Source organism: Polymorphum gilvum SL003B-26A1 (assembly GCF_000192745.1).
In the GTDB taxonomy this organism is placed as follows: domain Bacteria; phylum Pseudomonadota; class Alphaproteobacteria; order Rhizobiales; family Stappiaceae; genus Polymorphum; species Polymorphum gilvum.
Genome location: NC_015259.1, coordinates 192,106 through 213,819 on the forward strand (window position 1 = coordinate 192,106; position 21,714 = coordinate 213,819).

The following is a 21,714-nucleotide window of genomic DNA, read 5'->3' on the forward strand; positions in this document are numbered from 1 at the left end:
GGCTCAGCCCTCCAGTTTTTGGGCCGCGACATGGATCGCGGAGCGGATGCGGGCATAGGTCGCGCAGCGGCAGACGTTGCCGTCCATCGCCGCGTCGATGTCCTCGTCGGTCGGCTTCGGCGTCTCGGCCAGCAGCGCAGCGGCGGCCATGATCTGGCCGGACTGGCAGTAGCCGCACTGCGGCACGTCGAGTTCGCTCCAGGCGGCGCGAACGGCCTCGGCGGCCGTGCCGGCGAGGCCTTCGATGGTGGTGACGCTGGCGCCGTAGACATCGGACAGGGCGGTCTGGCAGGAGCGGATCGGCAGTCCGTCGATATGCACGGTGCAGGCGCCGCACTGCGCGATGCCGCAGCCGTATTTGGTGCCGGTCAGGCCCAGTTCGTCGCGCAGGACCCACAACAGGGGCGTGTCGGGATCGGCGTCGACAGTCCGTTGCGCGCCGTTGATGGTGAGAGTGACGGGCATGGTCGGAAATCCTCCCGTGGCTGGTGGGGATTGGCTTCGAGGAGTAAACTACACGGTGCAGTTTACTTCGATTTCCGCAAGTCTGTAAACTCCCTGGTTTACATAGGGCGATGTTTCTGGGATCAAGGATTTATGAGCGGCGACCAGGCGCAGTCGGTCAGCGACCGCAAGCGCAAGCAGATCATCGAGGCGGCGATCGCCGAATTCCAGCAGCGCGGCTTCGCCGGCGCCAGCATGGACCGCATCTCGGAGCGCGCCGGCGTCTCGAAGCGGACGGTCTACAATCACTTCGACAGCAAGGAAGCGCTGTTCCGCGCCATCGCCGACTGCCTGGCCGAGCGGATGAGTTCGGTCTGCGACATGCGCTACGGGTCGGGCGAACCGGTCGCCGCACAGCTGGCGCGGCTCGGCTGGGCCGAGGGCGCGCTGCTGATCGATCCCTGCTTCATGCGCATGGCGCGCATGCTGATGGGCGAGGCGATCCGCGATCCGCACCTGGCCACCGCGATGGCGGCCAAGGTCGACAAGATGTGCGTGTTCGAGGGTTTCATGCGCGCGGCCTTCGCCGACGGCGCGCTGGCAAACGGCGAGCCCGACATCGCCGCGGCCCAGTTCCTCGGCCTGATCAAGGCGCGCGGCTTCTTTCCCCAGCTGATGGGCGGCGCCCTGTGCGCGCGCGCCGAGATGGACGCCATCATCGCCGACGCCGTGGCCCTGATCCTGCGCGCCTACGGGCCGCGGCCGTCGCGCGTGGACGGCTGACGACAGCCACCCCGTGCAAGCACGAAGGGCCGCCCGGTCGGGCGGCCCTTGACGTCTCCGGTTTGGCCGCGGGCGGTCACACCCGGCGTTCGACCATCATCTTCTTGATCTCGGCGATCGCCTTGGCCGGGTTGAGGCCCTTGGGGCAGGCCTGCGAGCAGTTCATGATGGTGTGGCAGCGGTAGAGACGGAACGGATCCTCGAGGTTGTCGAGCCGTTCGCCGGTCGCCTCGTCGCGGCTGTCGATCAGCCAGCGGTAGGCCTGCAGCAGGATCGCGGGCCCGAGGTAGCGGTCGCCGTTCCACCAGTAGCTCGGGCACGAGGTCGAGCAGCAGGCGCACAGGATGCATTCGTAGAGGCCGTCCAGCTTGGCGCGGTCCTCTTGGCTCTGGCGCCATTCCTTCTCCGGCGCCGGCGAAACCGTCTGCAGCCAGGGCTCGATCGAGCGGTGCTGGGCGTAGAAGCGGGTCAGGTCCGGCACCAGGTCCTTGACCACCGGCATGTGCGGCAGCGGATAGATCTTGACCACCGCGCCGGCGACTTCGTCCATGCCCTTGGTGCAGGCGAGCGTGTTGGTGCCGTCGATGTTCATCGCGCAGGAGCCGCAGATGCCCTCGCGACACGAGCGGCGGAAGGTGAGCGTCGGGTCGATCTTGTTCTTGATGTAGATCAGCCCGTCGAGCACCATCGGGCCGCAGTCGTCGACGTCGACGTAATAGGTGTCGACGCGCGGGTTGCGGCCGTCGTCCGGATTCCAGCGGTAGATGCGGTATTCCCGCAGGTTTTTGGCGCCCGCCGGCTTGTCCCAGACCTTCCCCTCGGTCACCTTGGAATTCTTGGGAAGCGTCAGCTGAACCATTTCTCGTCGCTCCGCGTGTTGGGCCCTCGATGTCGCGTCCGGGCCGTCCCGTGGCGGCGGTCGGGCAGGGGGCCCGATCGCCGCGGTGTCCTTCGTTGCGGCGGCGTCAGTAGACGCGCGCCTTGGGGGCGATCTTCTTCGGGTCGATGCCGCCCTGCTCGTAGGGCGTCAGCGGCTCGGTGATCACCGGACGGTAGTCGAGCGTGACCTCGCCGGCCTCGCTCACCCGCGCGAGCGTGTGCTTGCGCCAGTTCTCGTCGTCGCGGCCGCCGAGCGGGCCGTCCTTGTAGTCTTCGCGCGCATGCGCGCCGCGGCTTTCCTTCCGCGCTTCGGCGCCGTAGACCGTGGTGATGGCGTTGGCCATCAGGTTCTCCAGCTCCAGCGTCTCGACCAGATCGGAGTTCCAGATCATCGAGCGGTCGGTGACCTTGAGGTCCTTCAGTTCGCCCCAGATCTGCGACAGCCGCCGGCAGCCCTGCTCCAGGCTCTCCTGGGTGCGGAACACCGCGGCGTCCTCCTGCATGGCGCGCTGCATCTTGTCGCGCAGGTCGGCGGTCGGGATCGCGCCGGAGGCGTGCCGCAGGCGGTCGAAGCGGTCCATGATCTTCTCGCAGGAGGCCGCGTTCGGGGTCGGGATCGCCTCCTTGGGGTCGACCACCTGGCCGGCGCGGATGGCTGCGGCGCGGCCGAACACCACCAGGTCGGTCAGCGAGTTGGAGCCGAGCCGGTTGGCGCCGTGGACCGAAGCGCAGCCGGCCTCGCCGACGGCCATCAGGCCGGGCTGGATGCGGTTCGGATTGGTGCCGTCGGCGTTCAGCACCTCGCCCCAGTAGTTGGTCGGGATGCCGCCCATGTTGTAGTGCACGGTCGGCAGCACCGGGATCGGCTCCTTGGTGACGTCGACGCCGGCGAAGATCTTGGCCGATTCGGAGATGCCCGGAAGGCGTTCGGCCAGCAGCGCCGGATCGAGGTGATCCAGGTGCAGGAAGATGTGGTCCTTGTTCTTGCCGACGCCGCGGCCCTCGCGGATCTCCAGCGTCATGCAGCGCGACACGACGTCGCGCGAGGCGAGGTCCTTGGCCGAGGGTGCATAGCGCTCCATGAAGCGCTCGCCTTCGGAATTGACCAGATAGCCGCCCTCGCCGCGGGCGCCCTCGGTGATCAGGCAGCCCGAGCCGTAGATGCCGGTCGGGTGGAACTGCACGAATTCCATGTCCTGCAGCGGCAGCCCGGCGCGCGCCACCATGCCGCCGCCGTCGCCGGTGCAGGTATGTGCCGAGGTGCAGGAGAAATAGGCGCGGCCATAGCCGCCGGTCGCCAGCACGACCATCTTGGCCGCGAAGCGGTGGATGGTACCGTCGTCGAGGTTCCAGGCGATCACGCCCTGGCACACGCCGTCCTCTGACATGATCAGGTCGAGGGCGAAATACTCGATGTAGAACTCGGCGTTGTGCTTGAGCGACTGGCCGTAGAGCGTGTGCAGGATGGCGTGGCCGGTGCGGTCGGCTGCGGCGCAGGTGCGCTGCACCGGCGGACCGTCGCCGAAGTTCTGCATGTGGCCGCCGAACGGGCGCTGATAGATCTTGCCTTCCTCGTTGCGCGAGAACGGCACGCCGTAGTGCTCCAGTTCGTACACCGCCTTCGGCGCCTCGCGGGCGAGGTACTCCATGGCGTCGGTGTCGCCGAGCCAGTCGGAGCCCTTGACTGTGTCGTACATGTGCCACTGCCAGCTGTCCGGCGTCATGTTGACCAGCGAGGCGGCGATGCCGCCCTGGGCGGCGACGGTGTGCGAGCGGGTCGGGAACACCTTGGTGATGCAGGCGGTCCGCAGGCCCTGTTCGGCCATGCCGAGCGTGGCGCGCAGGCCCGCGCCGCCGGCGCCGACCACCACCACGTCGTGGCTGTGGTCGATGAATTCGTACATCTTGGCCATCTGGGTCAGCCTCCGAAGCCGAGCTTGAGCACTGCGAACACCGAGCCGAGGCCGATGAAGGCGCAGAAGAAGGTATTGGCCATCAGGGCCAGGAACTTGACGCCGTCGCCGTGGACGTAGTCCTCGATGATCACCTGCATGCCGAGCTTCATGTGATAGACGCCCGAGGCGATCACCAGCAGCATCAGGATCGCGACGATCGGGTTGCCGAGGCAGGTCCGAACCTCGTCGTAGCCGGCGCCCTGCAGGGAGATCAGCGTGATGACGAAGAAGGAGATCAGGAACACATTGGCCACGGCGGTGACGCGCTGGCGCCAGAAGTGCTCTGTGCCGTCCTTGGCCGAGCCGAGGCCGCGGACCTTGGCGAGGGGGGTGCGCATGTCGGTCATGTCGGCCTCCTTCAGCGAACCATGTAGCCGACGATCCACAGCAGGATCGTCACGGCGACGGAACCGATGATCGTGGCGCGGGCGAGCCACTCGCGCGCCTCGCGGCCGAAGCCGGCGCCCATGTCCCAGATGAAGTGGCGGATGCCGCCGAGCATGTGGTGCACCAGCGCCCAGGTGAAGCCGAACAGCACCAGGCGGCCGAGGATCGAGCCGTAGATCCCGTTGACGAAGTCGAAGTAGGCCGGCCCTGCGGCGGCGGCAATCAGCCACCAGGCGAGGAGAAGGGTGCCGAAATAAAGCGCCGCCCCGGTGATCCGGTGCAGGATCGACATCACCATCGTCAGGATCGGCTTGTAGATCTGCAGATGGGGCGACAGAGGGCGGTTGCCCTGCCTATCGACGTGCGACATGGATTTTCTCTCCCGTCCGACGCACCGTTAACGCTTACGTAAGCGTAAGTAGACCGGCGCGTTGTCTGAGAGCGTAATAGCGCCAACGACCCGGCCCGTCAAAGTATCCTATCGGCGAAACCTGGGAGAATTGTCTTTCCGGTCAATCGGGATCGAGTCAGGACGAGACCTCAATCGATTGAAAGGCGGGAAAGCGTTACCGGCAGGTAAACCCGCCAGCCGTTCAGGCGCGCGCGGTCGCCAGACCCTTGTAGAGATGCACCATGAAGATGGTGGCGAAGATCGGGGTCACCAGGTTGAGGATCGGAACGGCCAGCACGCCGGCGATGACCAGCCCGCCGAGGAACACCGTGCCGCCGCGCGCCCGGCGCAGCGCCCTGGCCTCGGCCGGGCTCATGAAGCGCATGGCGGCGAACTCGAAGAACTCGCGCCCGAGCAGATAGCCGTTGACCAGGAAGAAGGCGGCGACGTTGATGCCCGGCACCAGCAGCAGGATCAGCGCGACCAGGTTGCCCAGGACGACGACGCCGGTGAACTTGATTGTGAGAAGCAGCGATTGGCCGAGCGGCATCGCCCGTCCCGGCGGATCGGCGGGATAGTCGCGGCGCTCGACGATCTCGGCGATGTCGTCCTGGAAGAAGGCGGCGAACAGCGCCGACACCGGCGCGACCAGGAAGCCGAGGCCGATGATGGCGCCGATGCCAGTCAGGATCGACAGCGTCGTCTCCAGCCACGGATACGGCAGCTCGACGAAGCCCGCGACGAGCCCCTGCAGCGCAATCCAGATCACCAGCAGAACCGCCAGCGTGAAGCCGAGCGACTTCCACAGGATCGCCCGGAACGGCGGCTCGAAGATCTGGCCGAAGGCGCGGGAGGCGGCGGAAAGCATGCGGATCCTCGGGTCGGGGCGAGCGCCCCGACGAAGGCGCGACGGGTCGGGGCGGCCGCCCCGACATAGGCATGATCGGCGGGGCGCACAAGGGCGGGGTCCCGCAAAGGCTCCGACCGACCGCCATCAGGATCGCGCGATGGCGCCTGCGCGCCCCGCGGTCCGGGATGACGGTCGCAAACCGACGATCAGAACCGCGTGCGGGCCTTGAGCGCCTGGGCCAGCGTGCCCTCGTCGAGATAGTCGAGCTCGCCGCCGACCGGCACGCCGTGGGCGAGCCGGGTGACGGTAACGTCGAGCCCGGCGAGCTGGCCGGTGACGTAATGCGCCGTGGTCTGGCCTTCGACCGTGGCGTTGACGGCGAGGATGACCTCGCGGATCGTGCCGGCGCGCACCCGCTCGACCAGCGCGGCGATGGAGAGATCCTCCGGGCCGATGCCGTCGAGCGGCGACAGCGTGCCGCCGAGCACGTGGTAGCGGGCGTTGAGCACGGCGGCGCGCTCCAGCGCCCACAGGTCCGAGACGTCCTCGACGACGACCAGAACGCTGTCGTCGCGGCCCGGATCGGCGCAGATGGTGCAGGGGTCGGAGGTGTCGACCGTGCCGCAGGTCGAGCAGATGCCGACCCTCTCGACAGCGACACCCATGGCCTCGGCCAGCGGCACCAGCAGCTGCTCCTTCTTCTTGATCAGATGCAGCGCGGCGCGGCGCGCCGAGCGCGGTCCGAGCCCCGGCAGTTTCGCCAGGAGCTGGATCAGCCGTTCGATCTCCGGTCCGGCCACCCTGCGGTTCGACATGATGCGTTCTTGATCCTCGGCCCTGCTAATCGGGATTGCCAGCCCGCTTTCCAGTCCACTTTCCAGTCTGGCGGACGGCGCGGCGAACGGGGCACGCCGCCCGCCGCCCGAGAGGCAGCGTCGGCCAGGTCCCCTCGCGGTGCCTCAGAACGGCAGCTTCATGCCGGCCGGCAGGCCGAGGCCGCTCATCAGGTCCTGGGTCTTCTCCTGCATCAGCGCCTCGCCCTTGGCCTTCGCGTCGGCGTGGGCGGCGAGAATCAGGTCCTCCAGAATCTCGACCTCGTCCTCCTTGAACAGCGACGGGTCGATCTTCAGGCCCTTCATGTCGCCCTTGCCGGTCAGCGTGACGGTGACCAGGCCGGCGCCGGAACTGCCGGTCACCTCGATCGCGGCGATCTCCTCCTGCAGGGAGCCCATCTTCTCCTGCATCTGCTTCGCCTGCTTCATCATCTTGAGGAAGTCCATCGCGTTCTCAACTCCGTCGCTGGCGGGACGGCCTGCCGCCCCTTGGCTCCTTGGTCTGGTTCCGCCTCGCCTTTAGGCGCGCCGGGCAGGCCAGGCAAATTAAATCTCGTCGCCCTCATCGGTGCCGAGCGCCTCGCCGAGCAGCGGGTCGGCGGGCGTCTCCTCTTCGTCGTCCTGGACGCGCACGTCGACCACCCGCGCCCCCGGAAATTCGGTGAGCAGCGCGGCGACGGTCGGATGCGAGCGGGCATCGGACAGCAGCTGGGCCTGGTTCGCCTCGCGCTCCTCGTGGATGGTCGGCCGGCCCTGCGTGCGGCTGACGCTGACGATCCAGCGCATGCCGGTCCACTCGGTCAGCTTGCGGCCAAGTTCGCCGGCAAGGTCGGCGCCGGCGTCCGGCGTCGGCTGGAACTCGATCCGACCCGGGTCGAAGCGGACCAGCCGCATCTGCCGCTCGATCGCCACCTTGAGCGGGATGTCGCGCTTTTCCGAGGCGAGCGCGGCGCAGTCCTGCAGCGAGGCGAGCCGCACCGCCGGCGACCAGTGTGGCGATTGGACAGGTGTCTGGGCCGGTGTCTGGGCCGGTGTCTGGGCCGGCGCCATGGCCTGCTGCGGCGCGCCGCCGGCGACGGCGGTCAGGCGCGGCCGCCCGTCGCCGGCGGCGGCGAGCCTGGCCGTCGGGGCATCGGACGGGGCAACCGGGGTCGGCCCACCGGCAAAGCCGCCTGGAGCAGCCGCAGCACCCTGGACGGGTGCCGGACCGCCTCGCGGCGCGCCGCCCGCCGGCATGGTCCCGCCGGAAGCCTGGGCGCCGGAAACCTGGGCGCCGGAAGCCTGGGCGCCGGAAGCCTGGGCAATCGCGGGCCCCTGTCCCGACTTCAGCAGCCTGAGCGCCTCCTCCGGGTCCGGCAGGTCGGCGGCATAGGCGAGCCGCACCAGCACCATGTCGGCCGCGGCCAGCGGCTTGGGTGCGCCCTGCACCTCCGAAATGCCCTTGAGCAGGATCTGCCAGGCGCGCGACAGGCTGCGCATCGACAGGCTTTCGGCGAACTCCCGCCCGCGCAGCCGTTCAGTCTCGGTGACGGAGACCTCCTCGCCGGCCTTGGGCACGATCTTCAGCCGGGTCACCAGATGGGTGAAGTCGGCCAGGTCGGTCAGCACCACCGCCGGATCGGCGCCGCTGGCATATTGCCCGGCCAGTTCCTCCAGCGCCTCGGCGACGCGACCGGCCATGACGTGACCGAACAGGTCGATGACGCGGGCCCGGTCGGCCAGGCCCAGCATTTCGCGCACCTGCACGGCGTCGATATGGCCGGCGCCGTGAGCGATCGCCTGGTCGAGCAGCGACAGCGAATCGCGTGCCGAACCCTCGCCGGCGCGCGCGATCAGGCTCAGCGCCTCGTCGGAGATGTCGATGCCCTCCGCGTCGGAGATCCGGCGCAGCAGGCCGACCAGCTTGGGCTGCTCGATGCGGCGCAGGTCGAAGCGCTGGCAGCGCGACAGCACGGTCACCGGCACCTTGCGGATCTCCGTCGTCGCGAAGATGAACTTCACGTGCTCAGGCGGTTCCTCCAGCGTCTTCAGCAAGCCGTTGAAGGCCGCGTTCGACAGCATGTGCACTTCGTCGATGATGTAGACCTTGTAGCGCGCCGTCGCCGGCCGGTAGCGCGCCGCGTCGGTGATTTCGCGGATGTCGTTGATGCCGGTATGGGAGGCGGCGTCCATCTCGATGACGTCGACGTGCCGGCCTTCCATGATCGCGCGGCAGTGGGTTCCCTCGCGGCTCAGCCTCACCGTCGGCCGATCGGCCTCGCCGGGGATCTCGTAGTTGAGGCCGCGGGCGAGGATGCGCGCCGTCGTCGTCTTGCCGACGCCGCGCACGCCGGTCAGCATCCACGCCTGGGCGATGCGCCCGGTGGCGAAGGCGTTCTCCAGCGTCTGCACCATCGGCTCCTGGCCGACCAGGTCGTCGAATGTCTGCGGCCGGTACTTGCGCGCCAGCACCCGGTAGGTGCCCTGCCGGTCCGCCGGAGGCGCGTCGAACAGCGCGATCGTCCCCTCGTCTGGGTGCTCGCGCTCCGTCGGTCCGAACTCCGTGTGGTCTGGAATGTCGCCGTCCATGCCGCCCGTCTACAAGCCGTCGAGTCTGGCGGAGGGGCCGTCCTCCGCCGTGCCGAGGACGGCCGGTCCGCGCCCGTCGGGACGCGCCGGGACCCGCCCGCCGCGCCTTGCTCGCGACGCGCCGCCGGACTGCATGTGCGCGGGAAATGAAAGGGTGGGAGGCTGGCACGGTGACCCGTGCCGCGACTCGTTGGGGCTGCTTCCTTCCGGACCTGACCCGGTTGGCGAGTGGCTCGTCCACCACCAACCTCCCGAGCCCCTTATATCAGAAGGAAAGGGGCCTTTGGCAAGGGTTGATGTTGTTGCCCGGTCCGGTGCCGCGAGGCCGCGCTGTCAGGCCGCGCTGTCGGGCCGTCGGGCCGCCCGCTCCACCGCCTTCAGCAGCAGCGCGATGTCCTGCGACCGGGACAGCCGGTGATCGCCGTCGGGGACCAGCGTGAAGGTGACGTCGTCGTCGGGCAGCGCTTCGACCAGCCGCCGGGCGTGGCTCCAGGGCACGTCCGGATCCGCGCGCCCCTGCAGGATCGTCACCGGGCAGCCGAGCCGGTGCGGCCGGTCCATCAGCAGGTGATGGCGGCCGTCCTCGATCAGCGCGCGGGTGATGACATAGGGCTCGTCGCCATAGGCCGACGGCTGTTCCCAGCGCCCCTGCGCCAGGATCGCCTGCCGTATCTCCTCGGTGAAGCGCTGCTTCCACATCAGCTCCTCGGTGAAGTCGGTCGCCGGCGCGATCAGCACCAGGCCGCGGATCCGGCTGGCCGCCTCGCCGACCTCGGCAACATGGGCGAGCGTCAGCAGCAGCGCGATCCAGCCGCCCATCGACGAGCCGACGATGATCGTCGGCCCCTGGCAGAAGCGGTCGAACACCGCCTTGGCCTCCTCCAGCCAGCGCGACACGGTGCCGTCCGCGAAGGCGCCGCCGGAGGCGCCGTGGCCGGAATAGTCCATGCGCGTCGCCGCAAGCCCGCTTGTCGCCGCCCACTCCGCCAGCGCTTCGGCCTTGGTGCCGGTCATGTCCGACCTGAAGCCCGACAGCCAGAGCACGCCGGGGGCGGCGCCGGCGCGGTGGCGCACCGCGATCGGCCGCGCCTGCGCGCCCGTGCCGACGGTGATGAATTGCGGCTCGTCGACGCCCATAGTATGGCTCTCCGCGCGCTGTCGTTGCGATCCCGGATGCCGGTTTGGCACAGGCAGACGACAATGAGAAGTCGGTCCCGTCCCGCCGGAGTGCCTGTCCCGTGCCAGATCCCGCCGCCCCGCCCGTCATCCTGCAGGTGATCCCGGAACTCGACACCGGCGGCGCAGAGCGCACCGCCGTCGACGTCGCCGCCGCGATCGTCGCGCGCGGCTGGACGGCGCTGGTGGTCAGCGAGGGCGGCCGTCTGGTCGGCGAACTGGAGGCGGCCGGGGCCGAACACATCGTGTTGCCGGTTTCCAGCAAGAATCCGGCGGTTCTCCGGCGCAATGCCGGACACTTGTCGGCACTTATCCGGAGCCGCTCGGTCAGCCTCATCCATGCCCGCAGCCGGGCCCCGGCGTGGTCGGCCCTGTGGGCGGCGCGGGCGGCGAAGGTCCCCTTCGTGACCACCTACCACGGTATCTACAAGCAGACCAACTTCTTCAAATCCTTGTACAATTCCGTCATGGCCCGGGGCGACGCGGTGATCGCCAACTCCGCCTACACCGCCCACCTGATCGCCGAGCGCCACCCCTTCGCGCGCGACCGCATCACCGTCATCCACCGCGGCTCGGACCTGTCCGCGCTGGCGCCGGAGGCAGTCGGCGGGGACAGGCGCGCGGCGCTGCGCGCGGCCTGGGGGATAAGTGCCGACACCCGGGTGGTGCTCCAGCTCGCGCGGCTGACGGCCTGGAAGGGCCAGCGCGTGGTCGTCGACGCCATGGCCGAGCTGGCCAGGCGGGGATATCCCGACGTGGTTGCGGTCATGGCCGGGGACGACCAGGGCCGCACCGGCTACCGTGCCGAGTTGGAGGCACGCATCGCCGCCGCCGGTCTTTCCGGCCGCGTCCGCCTGGTCGGCCATTGTTCCGACGTGCCTGCTGCCCTGTCGCTCGCCGACGTTGCCGTCGTCACCTCGACCGAGCCGGAAGCCTTCGGCCGCGCGGCGGTGGAGGCCCAGGCGGCGGGGATACCGGTCGTCGTCAGCGACCTCGGCGCGGTGCCCGAGACCGTGCTGGCGCCGCCGGAGGTGGACGCGGCCGCGCGCACCGGCTGGCGTGTGCCGGCCGGCGACCCGGCCGCCCTCGCCGACGCGATTGCCCTTGTCCTGCAGATGGATGCGGCGCAGCGGTCGGCGCTGACGGCGCGCGCGCGGGCGCATGTCGGCGCGCATTTCTCGGTCGCCGCGATGTGCGCGGCGACGCTTGCGGTCTATGCCAGCCTGCTCGGGCTGCCGCGGGGATAGAGATCTCCGGCACCTGCGCAAGACAGGTTGACTTTCCGCCGGTTTCACCGGATCCTTTGGCCCGCTCGATCGTTCTTCCGGACGATGCCCAAGCCTCGGCGTTCGCGTTCGGGGCTCTCTGTGCATTGAAGGCCGGGCTCGCCGAGCCAGACATGTGCAACAACACAGGAGATCGCGACCATTCGCCGTCCGTTCCGCGCCCCGCCTCCCACCAAGGAAGGCCCGCGCACAAATGATGAAATTCGCGTCCGCGAAGTTCAGCTGATCGATCACGAAGGCCAGAACAGGGGGGTCATTCCGACCCAGCAAGCCCTTGATATCGCTATGGAAGCGGGGCTTGACCTGGTCGAGATCCAGCCGAACGCAGAGCCTCCGGTCTGCAAGATCCTCGACTACGGCCGGTTCAAGTACCAGTCGCAGAAGAAGGCCGCCGAGGCGCGAAAGAAGCAGAAAACCGTCGAAATCAAAGAAATCAAGATGCGCCCGAACATCGACATCCATGACTATGAGGTGAAGATGAAGAGCATGCTGCGGTTTTTCTCCGAAGGCGACAAGGTCAAGGTCACCCTGCGCTTCCGCGGCCGCGAAATGGCGCACCAGGATCTGGGTATGAAGCTCCTGATGAAGGTTCGCGACGAGACGGCGGAGATCGCGAAGGTGGAATCCGCGCCGCGCCTGGAAGGCCGGCAGATGGTCATGGTGCTGGCACCGATCCAGCGCTAGAGCGGGGCCGCGCCGCCGGATCCCGGTGGCTGGCCTGGCTTGGCACCCTCGGCGAAGGCGGTCTCACGGCCGCCTTCTTGCGCTTCCGGCTTCGAGCACGGCCCGGAATCGGGTTGCATTCGCACTGCTCTCCCCCTATAAGCCTGCGGTCCAGAGTCGTCCGGCTCGTCGTGGACCCCTGTTGCTGTTGCCTGACATGCCGGCCCTGCCGGCGCGTCGTCCCAGCCCGGGCCACGACTATCCAGGGCATGCCGTGTCGACGTCTCGATGCACCAACAAACGAGCGGGCGGTTTTCGTTCGCGCCAATGAAAGGATGCAAAATGCCCAAGCTGAAGACCAAGTCTGGAGCGAAGAAGCGCTTCAAACTGACCGCGACCGGCAAGGTGAAGACCGGGCAGGCCGGCAAGCGGCACGGCATGATCAAGCGCACGGCCAAGTTCGTCCGCAACGCCCGTGGCACGACCACGCTGGCGGACCAGGACGCCAAGATCGTGAAGCAGTTCCTGCCGTACGGCTGAGCCCCACGTCTGTCTCTGAAGGAGTTTACCCATGTCGCGCGTCAAGAGGGGCGTAACCGCCCACGCCCGTCACAAGAAGGTTCTCAAGGCTGCCAAGGGCTTCTACGGCCGCCGCAAGAACACCATCCGCATCGCCAAGCAGGCGGTCGAGAAGGCCGCCCAGTATGCCTATCGCGACCGGAAGGTCCGCAAGCGCAATTTCCGCTCCCTGTGGATCCAGCGCATCAACGCGGCCACCCGGGAGCACGGCATGACCTACGGCCGCTTCATCGACGGCCTGAACAAGGCCGGCATCGAGGTCGATCGCAAGGTTCTGTCCGACCTGGCCATCCATCAGCCGGAGGCCTTCAAGGCACTGGTCGACAAGGCGCAGGGCGCCCTGGCCTGACCGGCTCCAGCCGACAGACGAATTGAAGAGGCGCGCGTCCGCAGGGAGCGCGCCTTTTTCGTGCCGAAGACCCCGCCAGGCGCCGCCTCAGGCCGGCACGAAACGGACGACATCCGCAACCGGACGGCGGAGCGAAGGCGGCAGCGCCGGCCCCCTGCCGTAGCGCAGGACCAGCGCGGGACGCAGGCCGTCGCCCAGCCAGGACTGGAAGTCGGCGCGCACGGCCGCGACTTCCACCGGCTGGTTGACGAAGCTGGAGCGGATGCCGCGCGCCGTGGCCTCGAGCTGAAAGCGCTGGCTCGCGCGGCCGACGTTGAACCAGCCTTCCGGGTCGTCCCGTTCGGCAGACAACACGACCGCACCGGCCGAGCCGTCGAGTTGCGACGCATATTTCGGATTCTCGGCCGATGCCGTGAACACCAGCGGAAACAGCCGCCGGCCCAGCCAGCGCGGCAGCGGGGGATTTCCCGTCGCACCGGAATAGAGGCCGTCCCTGGTCTTGGCCGCCTGGGTCCGGTTGAAGCGCACCCAGGCGCCGAGTTCCTCGACGAACGCCGGATCGGCACATTGCGCCGTGTTCCCCGCAAGAACGAAATCCTTCAGACGATCGAGGTCGCTGCGATCGGTCAGGGACCGCACGAACACGCCCGGCCTGGCGCAGGCGTCCAGGAGCGGATGGAGGTCCTCGTCCGGCAGCGCGGCCGGGTCGAACGGGGCGCGGGTCGACTGGCGTTCGGGAATGGCATGGAAGGCGGCCGTTGCCTCGGGTTTCGCGTCTTCGAAGCGAACGACGACACTGCGGGTCGGCGCGTCGAAGACGATGTCCGACCGGAAGCCGAGGGCGCGGGCGGCAAGGTCGAGGTTTTCCGCCGCGCAGCCGAGAGACGCCATCAGATGCCGGTCGTCCGGGTCGACGACCGGACATCGGCGGGTCTCGTCGGGCCGGATCCGCACGAAACGGTCGCCGACCTCGAAGATCCAGGGCTGCGTGTTGTGGCTGTTGGCGGCGAGCGTCGCATAGCGGACGATGTCCGCGACGGCAGCTGTGAATGGCAAGGGGGCATCCGAAAGCCGTTTCCGGCTTTCGGCGACGCTGCTATCGAAGGCCGGATCGTCGCCCGGCCATAGCCACCAGGCCAGGCCCGCTCCGGCGACCGCTGTCGCAGCGCTTCCAACGACGAAACGTCTGGTCGGCATGGCACGCCCCCTTTTCTGCTTCCGGTCCACGCGCCGACGGCGGCGGCTCGCCGCGCGGCTTGCCGACGAGGTCTAGCAGCCCGCGAACACGCGGCCATGACACGCCTCAAGTCACGCCGCCCGTCCGGCGCGGCTGCCCCCCCCCTGTGCTTTGCTAAAAGCCGCCCGACCGTATTAACCATTCTGCGGCAAAATCGCGCCTTTCTGCGGCCAAAGGTTAACAGGCGCCGAAAACTGGCATACCTGTTGCGGAGCTTCGGTACGGCACGCGTCCAGTGTGTCGAACTGAAACAAGTCGAGGCGTGGTCCAGTGCGAGTTAACCCGGTCGTGGCCCTTGGGCGGCCCAATGTGAAGCGCAGGCGTTCTTCTGCGGGCGAGGCCGAGAGCGAGCGCACGATCCCTGTCCGCTCCGACCTACCCGTGCCCGTGCAGCCCGTCCAGGCCACGGGGCGGACCCTGTTTCCGGACCGCTACCGGCCGAATTCGCCGTTCCTCGCCCACCTGATCGCGACCTGGGACGCCGAAGGCCATGCCCCGTACGGCTGGCAGGCGGTCCCGCAATTCGGCACATCGGCCTATCGTGCGACCGCTGCCGCGCCGCGCCGGCGGTCCTCCGGGCACGTGATCAGCCGAGATTTTTAGGACACCGACCGGCGCTGACCGCGCCGCATCCGCGCGATGGGGCGGATGCGGGCCGATCAGGTCTCGCCGATCTCGTCCGTCCCGTCAGTATCCGGCAGCGTGGCCGTCCTTGCGCGGGTCCGATCCGGCGGCGAGGGTCCGTTTCCTGCGTTCGATCAGGATCGCCTGTGCGCCGCCGATCGGCGCCTTCGCACGGGCGACGTCGTGGCCTTTCGCCCGCAGCGCCTCGACCGTCGCCTCGGGGATATGGGTCTCGGCCTGGAGTGTGCGGAAGGCATCATCGAAGAACAGACGCGGGCAGTCGATCGCCTGCTGCACATCCATGCCGTGGTCGATGATGTTGGTCAGCAGGTGGGCATGGCCGCAGGCCTGGTAATGGCCGCCCATGACGCCGAAGGCGAGCCAGGGCGTGCCGTTCTTCAGGCCGAAGGCCGGCAGGATCGTGTGCATCGGCCGCTTGCCGCCCTCGATCGTGTTCGGATGTCCCGCCTCGACACGGAAGCTGGAGCCGCGGTTGTGCAGCAGCACGCCCGACTTCGGCGCCACGATGCCGCTGCCGAACTCCTTGAAGATCGAGTTGATGAAGGAGATCGCCAGCCCGTCGCGGTCGACGACGGTCAGATAGACCGTGTCGGTCTGGGGCATCAGCGCCGAGACCGGTAGGTCGATGTTGCGCCGGGTCGGGTCGAGGCGGGCCGCGAGCTGGTCCAGGTAATCGGTCGAGATCAGCTTGGTGTGACAGACGTCCATATGGCCGGGGTCGGCGACGAAACGGTCGCGAACGGCATAGGCGATGCGCGCGGCCTCCATTTCCAGGTGCAGGCGTTCGGGCCCGACCGGGTCCAGCGCCCCGAGATCGAAGCGCTCCAGCAGGCCAAGCATGACCAGGGCGACGAGGCCCTGGCCGTTCGGCGGCAATTCCGCGATCGTGTGGCCGCGGTAGTCGCGCAGCACGGGGGCGACGGCGGTGGTGTGACAGGCGGCGAGATCCTCGACCGTCATGTAGCCGCCGCGCTCGGCCAGCGTGTCGACGATGTCGCGCGCCACGGCGCCGGTGTAGAAGGCGTCGGCGCCGCCATCGGCGATTGCGGCGAGCGTGTCGGCGAGCTGCGGCAGGCGGACGATGTCGCCCGTCCTCGGCGCGGCGCCGTCGATCAGGTAGGCCTTCGCGGCGGCCGGATCGGCGGCGAGCTTGTCGACGTTGCGCGCCCAGTCGAAGGCGACCCGCGGCGCGACCGGGAAGCCGTCGCGAGCATAGCCGATGGCGCGCTTCAGCAGGGTTTTCAGCGGTCGCGTGCCGTGGGCGGCGAGCAGCGTTTCCCAGGCCCGCACCGCGCCCGGCACGGTGACCGCGTGGACCGAGCCCGGCCCGATCTCGCGGATGCCCATGTCGGCCAGCTTCCTGGTGCCGAGCGCGCGCGGCGCCGCCCCCGAGCCGTTGAACCCGGCCATGCGGCCGTCTGGCTCGGTGACGATGGCGAAGCAGTCGCCGCCTATGCCGGTCATGTGCGGCTCGACCACGCATTGCACGGCGACGGCGGCGATCGCCGCGTCGACGGCGTTGCCGCCGGCCTGCAGGATCTCGATGGCGGCGGAGGTGGCGAGCGGGTGGGACGTGGCGGCGACCGCCTCGGTGGCAAGGACCGGCGAGCGGCCGGGCGCTTCAAAATCGCGATGCACGGAAACCTGTCCCCACTGCGTTGTTTCCTCTCCGTTGGAGGAATTGTGTCGTTTTGATCCTGTCGGGCGCCCGGCTGATCTGCTAGCCAGAAGATCGACGCCCGACGATCCTGGTTTTAAGGAGATCTGACCCGATGAGCAAACTGACCCTTTCGATGGCCCAGACCATGGTTTCCGCCGCCCTCGCCAAGGCCGCGGATCTGGGCCTGAAGCCGCTGACCGTTGCGGTCATGGACGCCGGCGGCCATCTCGTCGCCCTTGCCCGCCAGGACGGGTCGTCGATCATGCGACCGCAGATCGCCAGCGGCAAGGCTTTCGGCGCCCTCGCCATGGGCACCGGCACGCGCTGGCTGAACGCGAATGCCGAGACCCGTCCGCATTTCGTGCAGGCGCTCAACGGCGTGGCCGGCGGCGCCATCGTTCCGGTCGCCGGCGGCGTGCTGGTCAAGTCGGCGGGCGGGGAGGTGCTCGGTGCCATCGGCGTTACCGGCGACAGTTCGGACAATGACGAGATTTGCGCGCTCGCCGGAATCGCGGCGGTCGGGCTGGTCGGAGACTGCGGCTGAGCGGCCAGGCCGGGCCCGCGCGTGCGGACGGCGACAGGCTCAGGCCTTGCCGCCGCCCAGCGAGTCGATCTTCTTCTGCATGGCGGCGAGTTGCTTCTTCATCTCGTCGAGATCGCTGCTCGGCGGGCTCTTGGGAGCCGCCGCCGCGCCGCCGGCGTTGCCGCTCGCCGAACTGCCGCCACCGCCGAAGGGCATGAACATCTTCATGGCCCGTTCGAACATCTCGGTGTTGCGCTTGACCTGCTCTTCGATCGCCTCCAGCGCGGTGGAGCCGAAGGCCTCCGTCATCTGGGTGCGCAGCTTCTCCTGCTCCCTGGTCAGCGAGGAGATGGAGAATTCCAGGTAGCTGGGCACCAGGCCCTGCAGGCTGTCGCCGTAGAAGCGGATCAGCTGGCGCAGAAAGGTGATCGGCAGCAGGCTCTGCCCGCCCTTGCCCTCCTGCTCGAAGATGATCTGGGTCAGCACGGAGCGCGTGATGTCCTCTCCGGACTTGGCGTCGTAGACGACGAAGTCCTCTTCCCCCTTCACCATCACCGCCAGATCCTCGAGCGTCACGTAGGTGCTGGTGCCGGTGTTGTAGAGGCGCCGGTTGGCGTATTTCTTGATGATGGTCGGCTCGTTGGTCTTGGCCATTTGTTCTTCTGCTCCCAGGAGCCTCGTCGGCAGTTTCCCGTTTGACGGCAAGCCTTTCCGGGCCGGCCGCCGGTCCTCCGACTTTCAGACTAAGCCAATCGGCGCAATCCCCGCCAGCGTTTTCATGGGTGACGACGAAAGGATGATGCCGCAGTTGCGAAAAGAGGCGGCGCGTACGGGTCTCTCCGGTTGACTCGGATCGTGGCACGGTCTCTAGTCGCAGCGAACGGGCGAGGGATCGGGACAAGACAAACCCGGAGGGCCGGTCCCGCATGCCCTGGGGAGGATGTCTCATCAGGAGGTCTTCATGAGCGCTTCGAACGATGTCGTCATTGTCAGTGCGACCCGCACGCCGGTCGGATCCTTCAACGGCTCCTTCGCCAACACGCCCGCGCACGAACTTGGTGCGACGGTCATCAAGGCCGCGCTCGACAAGGCCGGCGTGGCGCCCGGCGACGTCGACGAACTGGTGTTCGGCCAGGTGCTGACCGCCGGCCAGGGCCAGAACCCGGCCCGCCAGGCGGCCATCGCCGCCGGCCTGCCGGAAAACTCCACCGCCTGGCTGCTGAACCAGGTCTGCGGCTCGGGCCTGCGCACGGTCGCCATCGCTGCCCAGCAGATCCAGTGCGGCGACGCCACGATCATGGTCGCCGGCGGCCAGGAGAACATGTCGCTGTCGCCGCACTGCGCGCACATGCGCGCCGGCTACAAGATGGGCGACTACAAGATGATCGACACCATGATCAAGGACGGCCTGTGGGACGCCTTCAACGGCTACCACATGGGGCAGACCGCCGAGAACGTCGCCGAGAAGTGGCAGATCTCGCGCGACACGCAGGACGAGTTCGCGCTCGCCTCGCAGAACAAGGCCGAGGCGGCGCAGAAGGCCGGCAGGTTCAAGGCCGAGATCACGCCGGTGACGATCAAGGACCGCAAGGGCGACAAAATCGTCGAGGACGATGAGTACATCCGCCACGGGGCGACGCTCGACAGCCTGGCCAAGCTGCGCCCGGCCTTCGCCAAGGACGGCTCGGTGACCGCCGGCAACGCCTCGGGCATCAACGACGGCGCAGCCGCGCTGGTGGTGATGAGCGCCGCCGAGGCCGCGCGCCGCGGCCTGACTCCGCTTGCCCGCATCGCCTCCTGGGCGACCGCCGGCGTCGATCCGACGATCATGGGCAGCGGCCCGATCCCGGCCTCGCGCAAGGCGCTGGACAAGGCCGGCTGGAAGGCCGCCGACCTCGACCTGGTCGAGGCCAACGAGGCCTTCGCCGCGCAGGCCTGCGCGGTCAACATGGACATGGGCTGGAACCCGGACATCGTCAACGTCAACGGCGGTGCGATCGCCATCGGCCATCCGATCGGCGCCTCGGGCGCACGCATCCTGGTCACGCTGCTGCACGAGATGGGCCGCCGCGACGCCAGGAAGGGCCTCGCCACGCTGTGCATCGGCGGTGGCATGGGCGTCGCCATGTGCCTGGAACGCGCCTGAGCGTCCGGCTCGATTCATTGGCTTGAGCTTTTGCAGAGCCTTTGACACGGGTCATGGCGGGCGCCGCGGCGGCCCGCCATACTTGACCTTTTGAGGAAACAGGCGGCGACAGGCCGCGGCACGTAGGCAGCAGCAGTCTGGGGAGACGAGTATGAGCAAGGTCGCACTGGTTACCGGCGGAACGCGCGGGATTGGCGAGGCGATTTCCAGGGGCCTGAAGGACGCCGGCTACACGGTGGCGGCGACCTACGCGGGCAACACCGAAAAGGCGGAGGCGTTCAAGGCCGCGACGGGCATCCACGTCTACAAGTGGGACGTGTCGCATCCCGAGGAATGCGAGGCCGGCATCAAGCAGGTGGAAGCCGAGCTCGGACCGGTCGACGTGCTGGTCAACAACGCCGGCATCACCCGCGACGGCATGTTCCACAAGATGAGCTTCGACCAGTGGCGGGCGGTGCTGGCGACCAACCTCGACAGCATGTTCACCATGACCCGGCCGGTGATCGAGGGCATGCGCGCGCGGGGCTCCGGCCGGATCATCAACATCTCGTCGATCAACGGCCAGAAGGGCCAGATGGGCCAGACCAACTATTCCGCCGCCAAGGCCGGCGTGATCGGCTTCACCAAGGCGCTGGCGCAGGAGAACGCCTTCAAGGGCATCACCGTCAACTGCGTCTGCCCGGGCTACATCAACACCGACATGGTCGCGGCCATGCCCGAGAAGGTGCTCGAATCCATCGTCGCCGGCATTCCGGTCGGCCGCCTCGGCCATCCGGAGGAGATCGCCGCAACCGTCGTCTATCTCGCCTCCGATGCCGCTGCCTTCATGACCGGCGCGGTGATGACCATTAACGGCGGGCAATATATCGCCAACGGCTGAACGAGACGAAAGGGGCGGCGCCATCTCCGTCCCTTTCCCGTCGTCCGACGGGTCGTTGTCCAGCCGCCGCAAACGGGTTCATCGCCGCGACGTCCCTCTTCCGGTGTCATCCTGATGCTCAGTCGCTGGCCGCAGACAGGGCGCGTTTGGCGCGACCCGGCCCGTCTGCTGCGGAAAGGAATGCGGCCGTGCGGCCTTGACCGCAGGGGAGGTCGCATCCTATCTCGGGGACATCCGGCCGCCGGACAGGCTACAGATGGACACGACCCGCCCATGGAATTCGAACGCGATCCTAACGATCCTGACCGCAGGGAACTGTCGCCGCTGCTGAAGCTGGCGCTGGAACTCGGGCCGCTGGCCGTGTTCTTCCTGTTCAATTCGCGGGGCGAGCAGATCGCGGCGCTCTATCCGGCCCTCAAGGCCCTCGGGCAGCCGATCTTCCTCGCCACCGCTGCCTTCATGGTCGCCATAGCCGTCTCGCTCGGCGTGTCGCTGTGGTTGACGAAGCGGTTGCCGATCATGCCGCTGGTGTCCGGCGTCGTCGTGTTCGTGTTCGGCGCGCTGACGCTGTGGCTGCAGGACGACCTGTTCATCAAGCTCAAGCCGACCATCATCAACTCGCTGTTCGGCGCCGTGCTGCTCGGCGGGCTGCTGTTCGGCAAGGCGCTGCTCGGCTATGTCTTCGACAGCGCCTTCAGGCTGACCGACGAGGGCTGGCGCATCCTGACCTTCCGCTGGGGGCTGTTCTTCTTCGTGCTCGCCGCCATCAACGAGATCGTCTGGCGCAGCTTCTCAACCGATTTCTGGGTCAGCTTCAAGGTGTTCGGCATCATGCCGATCACCCTTGCCTTCACCATGAGCCAGCTGCCGCTGATCCAGAAGCACGCCATCGCGACGCCCGACCGGGAGACGTGATCGCAGGTCCGTCTAGAGCCGCTCGCCGCTGGAGAAACTGACGTCGCGGCGGGCGCCGGCGATGGTGATGCTGAAGCCCGCGACGACGTCGATCAGCGCGATCGTCATGAGCAGGAAGAACACCGAGGTGGCGGCCTGGCGCACGGTCAGGAACTCGACCAGATAGGCGACGAAGACCAGCACGGAGAGGATGTGGTCACCTAGCGCGACCACGCCTGTGCGGGTCGCCTTCAGCATCTCGATGAACAACAGAACGAGCGCTGCCGCGATCATCATGTCGCCGACGACCAGCGTGAAGCGCGCACCCGACACCATCTCAACCGTCAACACGGGCGCGAACCACGGATCGCCGCCGAAGGAGCCGATCAGGCCGAAGGCAACGATGTTGTAGATCAGCAGCGGCGCGAGCGTCAGGGGCAGGGACACGATCAGCGGCATGGCGGCACTCCGGTCGGATGCGCGAGAAACGGTTGCCGGGATTAGTCCACGACGGCGACCTGCCGCGCAAGGCCGCTCGCCCGATTCCTGATCGCTCACGAAAAAGGCCGGCGTTTCGGCCGGCCTC

At 68.2% G+C, this 21,714-nt stretch carries 24 protein-coding genes and 1 other RNA gene; 10 read left to right on the top strand and 15 right to left on the bottom strand.

Translation table 11 applies throughout. The annotated features are described in order from the left end of the window. Positions 1-3: 3 nt before the first annotated feature. Positions 4-465, bottom strand: coding sequence for a (2Fe-2S)-binding protein (locus SL003B_RS23035; RefSeq protein WP_013650945.1), 462 nt, complete (start codon positions 463-465; stop codon positions 4-6). A gap of 132 nt (positions 466-597) precedes the next feature. Here SL003B_RS23035 and SL003B_RS00925 point away from each other — a divergent pair, with 132 nt between their 5' ends. Beyond that, positions 598-1,227: a TetR/AcrR family transcriptional regulator gene (locus tag SL003B_RS00925; RefSeq protein ID WP_013650946.1), complete on the top strand. Its 630-nt coding sequence runs from the start codon at positions 598-600 to the stop codon at positions 1,225-1,227. A gap of 76 nt (positions 1,228-1,303) precedes the next feature. Here SL003B_RS00925 and SL003B_RS00930 read toward each other — a convergent pair whose 3' ends face one another. The 10 genes from SL003B_RS00930 to SL003B_RS00970 form a co-directional block, all read right to left on the bottom strand. Next, on the bottom strand, positions 1,304-2,086 hold the full coding sequence (locus tag SL003B_RS00930) for a succinate dehydrogenase iron-sulfur subunit (RefSeq protein ID WP_013650947.1): 783 nt from the start codon (positions 2,084-2,086) through the stop codon (positions 1,304-1,306). A 106-nt stretch (positions 2,087-2,192) separates the two neighbouring features. Further along, positions 2,193-4,019 carry a succinate dehydrogenase flavoprotein subunit gene (sdhA, locus tag SL003B_RS00935; protein ID WP_013650948.1) on the bottom strand — a complete coding sequence of 609 codons (1,827 nt, stop codon included), beginning with the start codon at positions 4,017-4,019 and terminating at the stop codon, positions 2,193-2,195. Positions 4,020-4,024: 5 nt separating this feature from the next. Then, positions 4,025-4,408: a succinate dehydrogenase, hydrophobic membrane anchor protein gene (gene sdhD / locus SL003B_RS00940; RefSeq protein ID WP_013650949.1), complete on the bottom strand. Its 384-nt coding sequence runs from the start codon at positions 4,406-4,408 to the stop codon at positions 4,025-4,027. A gap of 11 nt (positions 4,409-4,419) precedes the next feature. Further along, positions 4,420-4,818 carry a succinate dehydrogenase, cytochrome b556 subunit gene (gene sdhC / locus SL003B_RS00945; protein WP_013650950.1) on the bottom strand — a complete coding sequence of 133 codons (399 nt, stop codon included), beginning with the start codon at positions 4,816-4,818 and terminating at the stop codon, positions 4,420-4,422. A 223-nt stretch (positions 4,819-5,041) separates the two neighbouring features. Next, on the bottom strand, positions 5,042-5,707 hold the full coding sequence (locus SL003B_RS00950) for a sulfate transporter family protein (protein WP_013650951.1): 666 nt from the start codon (positions 5,705-5,707) through the stop codon (positions 5,042-5,044). A 188-nt stretch (positions 5,708-5,895) separates the two neighbouring features. After that, on the bottom strand, positions 5,896-6,504 hold the full coding sequence (recR, locus tag SL003B_RS00955; RefSeq protein ID WP_013650952.1) for a recombination mediator RecR: 609 nt from the start codon (positions 6,502-6,504) through the stop codon (positions 5,896-5,898). Between the two features lie 144 nt (positions 6,505-6,648). Further along, positions 6,649-6,969 (bottom strand): YbaB/EbfC family nucleoid-associated protein, encoded by a 321-nt coding sequence (locus SL003B_RS00960; RefSeq protein ID WP_013650953.1) that lies wholly within the window; start codon positions 6,967-6,969, stop codon positions 6,649-6,651. Between the two features lie 99 nt (positions 6,970-7,068). Then, positions 7,069-9,090, bottom strand: a complete 2,022-nt coding sequence (locus tag SL003B_RS00965; RefSeq protein ID WP_013650954.1) for a DNA polymerase III subunit gamma/tau — start codon at positions 9,088-9,090, stop codon at positions 7,069-7,071. Between the two features lie 154 nt (positions 9,091-9,244). Next, positions 9,245-9,342: signal recognition particle sRNA small type (ffs, locus tag SL003B_RS22570), an RNA gene on the bottom strand. An 81-nt stretch (positions 9,343-9,423) separates the two neighbouring features. After that, positions 9,424-10,227: an alpha/beta hydrolase gene (locus SL003B_RS00970; protein WP_013650955.1), complete on the bottom strand. Its 804-nt coding sequence runs from the start codon at positions 10,225-10,227 to the stop codon at positions 9,424-9,426. Between the two features lie 101 nt (positions 10,228-10,328). Between SL003B_RS00970 and SL003B_RS00975 the strand changes: the two genes are divergently transcribed. From SL003B_RS00975 to rplT, 4 genes are all read left to right on the top strand, one after another. Then, the gene (locus SL003B_RS00975) at positions 10,329-11,513 is read left to right on the top strand and encodes a glycosyltransferase family 4 protein (protein WP_013650956.1); all 1,185 of its coding nucleotides are present in this window, start codon (positions 10,329-10,331) and stop codon (positions 11,511-11,513) included. Positions 11,514-11,693: 180 nt separating this feature from the next. After that, positions 11,694-12,236, top strand: coding sequence for a translation initiation factor IF-3 (gene infC, locus SL003B_RS00980; protein ID WP_083812014.1), 543 nt, complete (start codon positions 11,694-11,696; stop codon positions 12,234-12,236). Between the two features lie 321 nt (positions 12,237-12,557). Beyond that, positions 12,558-12,755 carry a 50S ribosomal protein L35 gene (gene rpmI / locus SL003B_RS00985; RefSeq protein ID WP_013650958.1) on the top strand — a complete coding sequence of 66 codons (198 nt, stop codon included), beginning with the start codon at positions 12,558-12,560 and terminating at the stop codon, positions 12,753-12,755. 31 nt (positions 12,756-12,786) lie between these two features. Continuing rightward, on the top strand, positions 12,787-13,143 hold the full coding sequence (rplT, locus tag SL003B_RS00990) for a 50S ribosomal protein L20 (protein WP_013650959.1): 357 nt from the start codon (positions 12,787-12,789) through the stop codon (positions 13,141-13,143). Between the two features lie 87 nt (positions 13,144-13,230). On the opposite strand, the gene SL003B_RS00995 is transcribed toward rplT, so the two are convergent. After that, a complete protein-coding gene (locus SL003B_RS00995) occupies positions 13,231-14,340 on the bottom strand; it encodes an Acg family FMN-binding oxidoreductase (protein WP_013650960.1) in 1,110 nt (369 codons plus the stop codon). Between the two features lie 349 nt (positions 14,341-14,689). On the opposite strand from SL003B_RS00995, the gene SL003B_RS01000 reads away from it, so the two are divergent. Beyond that, positions 14,690-14,983, top strand: coding sequence for a hypothetical protein (locus tag SL003B_RS01000; RefSeq protein WP_013650961.1), 294 nt, complete (start codon positions 14,690-14,692; stop codon positions 14,981-14,983). Between the two features lie 84 nt (positions 14,984-15,067). Here the strand turns inward: SL003B_RS01000 and ggt are convergent, their stop codons facing one another. Next, positions 15,068-16,663 (bottom strand): gamma-glutamyltransferase, encoded by a 1,596-nt coding sequence (ggt, locus tag SL003B_RS01005; protein ID WP_013650962.1) that lies wholly within the window; start codon positions 16,661-16,663, stop codon positions 15,068-15,070. Between the two features lie 134 nt (positions 16,664-16,797). Here ggt and SL003B_RS01010 point away from each other — a divergent pair, with 134 nt between their 5' ends. After that, on the top strand, positions 16,798-17,229 hold the full coding sequence (locus SL003B_RS01010; protein WP_013650963.1) for a GlcG/HbpS family heme-binding protein: 432 nt from the start codon (positions 16,798-16,800) through the stop codon (positions 17,227-17,229). A gap of 39 nt (positions 17,230-17,268) precedes the next feature. Here the strand turns inward: SL003B_RS01010 and phaR are convergent, their stop codons facing one another. Then, positions 17,269-17,862 (bottom strand): polyhydroxyalkanoate synthesis repressor PhaR, encoded by a 594-nt coding sequence (gene phaR / locus SL003B_RS01015; RefSeq protein ID WP_013650964.1) that lies wholly within the window; start codon positions 17,860-17,862, stop codon positions 17,269-17,271. A gap of 307 nt (positions 17,863-18,169) precedes the next feature. On the opposite strand from phaR, the gene SL003B_RS01020 reads away from it, so the two are divergent. The 3 genes from SL003B_RS01020 (at position 18,170) to SL003B_RS01030 (ending at position 21,149) form a co-directional block, all read left to right on the top strand. After that, positions 18,170-19,354, top strand: coding sequence for an acetyl-CoA C-acetyltransferase (locus SL003B_RS01020; RefSeq protein ID WP_013650965.1), 1,185 nt, complete (start codon positions 18,170-18,172; stop codon positions 19,352-19,354). A gap of 151 nt (positions 19,355-19,505) precedes the next feature. Then, positions 19,506-20,234: an acetoacetyl-CoA reductase gene (gene phbB / locus SL003B_RS01025; protein WP_013650966.1), complete on the top strand. Its 729-nt coding sequence runs from the start codon at positions 19,506-19,508 to the stop codon at positions 20,232-20,234. 273 nt (positions 20,235-20,507) lie between these two features. Next, positions 20,508-21,149 carry a septation protein A gene (locus SL003B_RS01030; RefSeq protein ID WP_013650967.1) on the top strand — a complete coding sequence of 214 codons (642 nt, stop codon included), beginning with the start codon at positions 20,508-20,510 and terminating at the stop codon, positions 21,147-21,149. 12 nt (positions 21,150-21,161) lie between these two features. Here the strand turns inward: SL003B_RS01030 and SL003B_RS01035 are convergent, their stop codons facing one another. Continuing rightward, on the bottom strand, positions 21,162-21,587 hold the full coding sequence (locus SL003B_RS01035; RefSeq protein WP_013650968.1) for a hypothetical protein: 426 nt from the start codon (positions 21,585-21,587) through the stop codon (positions 21,162-21,164). Positions 21,588-21,714: the final 127 nt, after the last annotated feature.

What these genes read in the sequence shown, in the direction of transcription:
- sdhC (WP_013650950.1), bottom strand. Translation starts at nt 4,818, where the DNA reads ATGTCGCACGTCGATAGGCAGGGCAACCGCCCTCTGTCGCCCCATCTG.
- SL003B_RS01010 (WP_013650963.1), top strand. Translation starts at nt 16,798, where the DNA reads ATGAGCAAACTGACCCTTTCGATGGCCCAGACCATGGTTTCCGCCGCC.
- SL003B_RS00960 (WP_013650953.1), bottom strand. Translation starts at nt 6,969, where the DNA reads ATGGACTTCCTCAAGATGATGAAGCAGGCGAAGCAGATGCAGGAGAAG.
- SL003B_RS01020 (WP_013650965.1), top strand. Translation starts at nt 18,170, where the DNA reads ATGAGCGCTTCGAACGATGTCGTCATTGTCAGTGCGACCCGCACGCCG.
- sdhD (WP_013650949.1), bottom strand. Translation starts at nt 4,408, where the DNA reads ATGACCGACATGCGCACCCCCCTCGCCAAGGTCCGCGGCCTCGGCTCG.
- sdhA (WP_013650948.1), bottom strand. Translation starts at nt 4,019, where the DNA reads ATGGCCAAGATGTACGAATTCATCGACCACAGCCACGACGTGGTGGTG.
- SL003B_RS00970 (WP_013650955.1), bottom strand. Translation starts at nt 10,227, where the DNA reads ATGGGCGTCGACGAGCCGCAATTCATCACCGTCGGCACGGGCGCGCAG.
- recR (WP_013650952.1), bottom strand. Translation starts at nt 6,504, where the DNA reads ATGTCGAACCGCAGGGTGGCCGGACCGGAGATCGAACGGCTGATCCAG.
- SL003B_RS01030 (WP_013650967.1), top strand. Translation starts at nt 20,508, where the DNA reads ATGGAATTCGAACGCGATCCTAACGATCCTGACCGCAGGGAACTGTCG.
- SL003B_RS00925 (WP_013650946.1), top strand. Translation starts at nt 598, where the DNA reads ATGAGCGGCGACCAGGCGCAGTCGGTCAGCGACCGCAAGCGCAAGCAG.
- phbB (WP_013650966.1), top strand. Translation starts at nt 19,506, where the DNA reads ATGAGCAAGGTCGCACTGGTTACCGGCGGAACGCGCGGGATTGGCGAG.
- SL003B_RS00930 (WP_013650947.1), bottom strand. Translation starts at nt 2,086, where the DNA reads ATGGTTCAGCTGACGCTTCCCAAGAATTCCAAGGTGACCGAGGGGAAG.
- SL003B_RS00965 (WP_013650954.1), bottom strand. Translation starts at nt 9,090, where the DNA reads ATGGACGGCGACATTCCAGACCACACGGAGTTCGGACCGACGGAGCGC.
- SL003B_RS01035 (WP_013650968.1), bottom strand. Translation starts at nt 21,587, where the DNA reads ATGCCGCTGATCGTGTCCCTGCCCCTGACGCTCGCGCCGCTGCTGATC.
- SL003B_RS00995 (WP_013650960.1), bottom strand. Translation starts at nt 14,340, where the DNA reads ATGCCGACCAGACGTTTCGTCGTTGGAAGCGCTGCGACAGCGGTCGCC.
- phaR (WP_013650964.1), bottom strand. Translation starts at nt 17,862, where the DNA reads ATGGCCAAGACCAACGAGCCGACCATCATCAAGAAATACGCCAACCGG.
- rplT (WP_013650959.1), top strand. Translation starts at nt 12,787, where the DNA reads ATGTCGCGCGTCAAGAGGGGCGTAACCGCCCACGCCCGTCACAAGAAG.
- rpmI (WP_013650958.1), top strand. Translation starts at nt 12,558, where the DNA reads ATGCCCAAGCTGAAGACCAAGTCTGGAGCGAAGAAGCGCTTCAAACTG.
- SL003B_RS23035 (WP_013650945.1), bottom strand. Translation starts at nt 465, where the DNA reads ATGCCCGTCACTCTCACCATCAACGGCGCGCAACGGACTGTCGACGCC.
- SL003B_RS00950 (WP_013650951.1), bottom strand. Translation starts at nt 5,707, where the DNA reads ATGCTTTCCGCCGCCTCCCGCGCCTTCGGCCAGATCTTCGAGCCGCCG.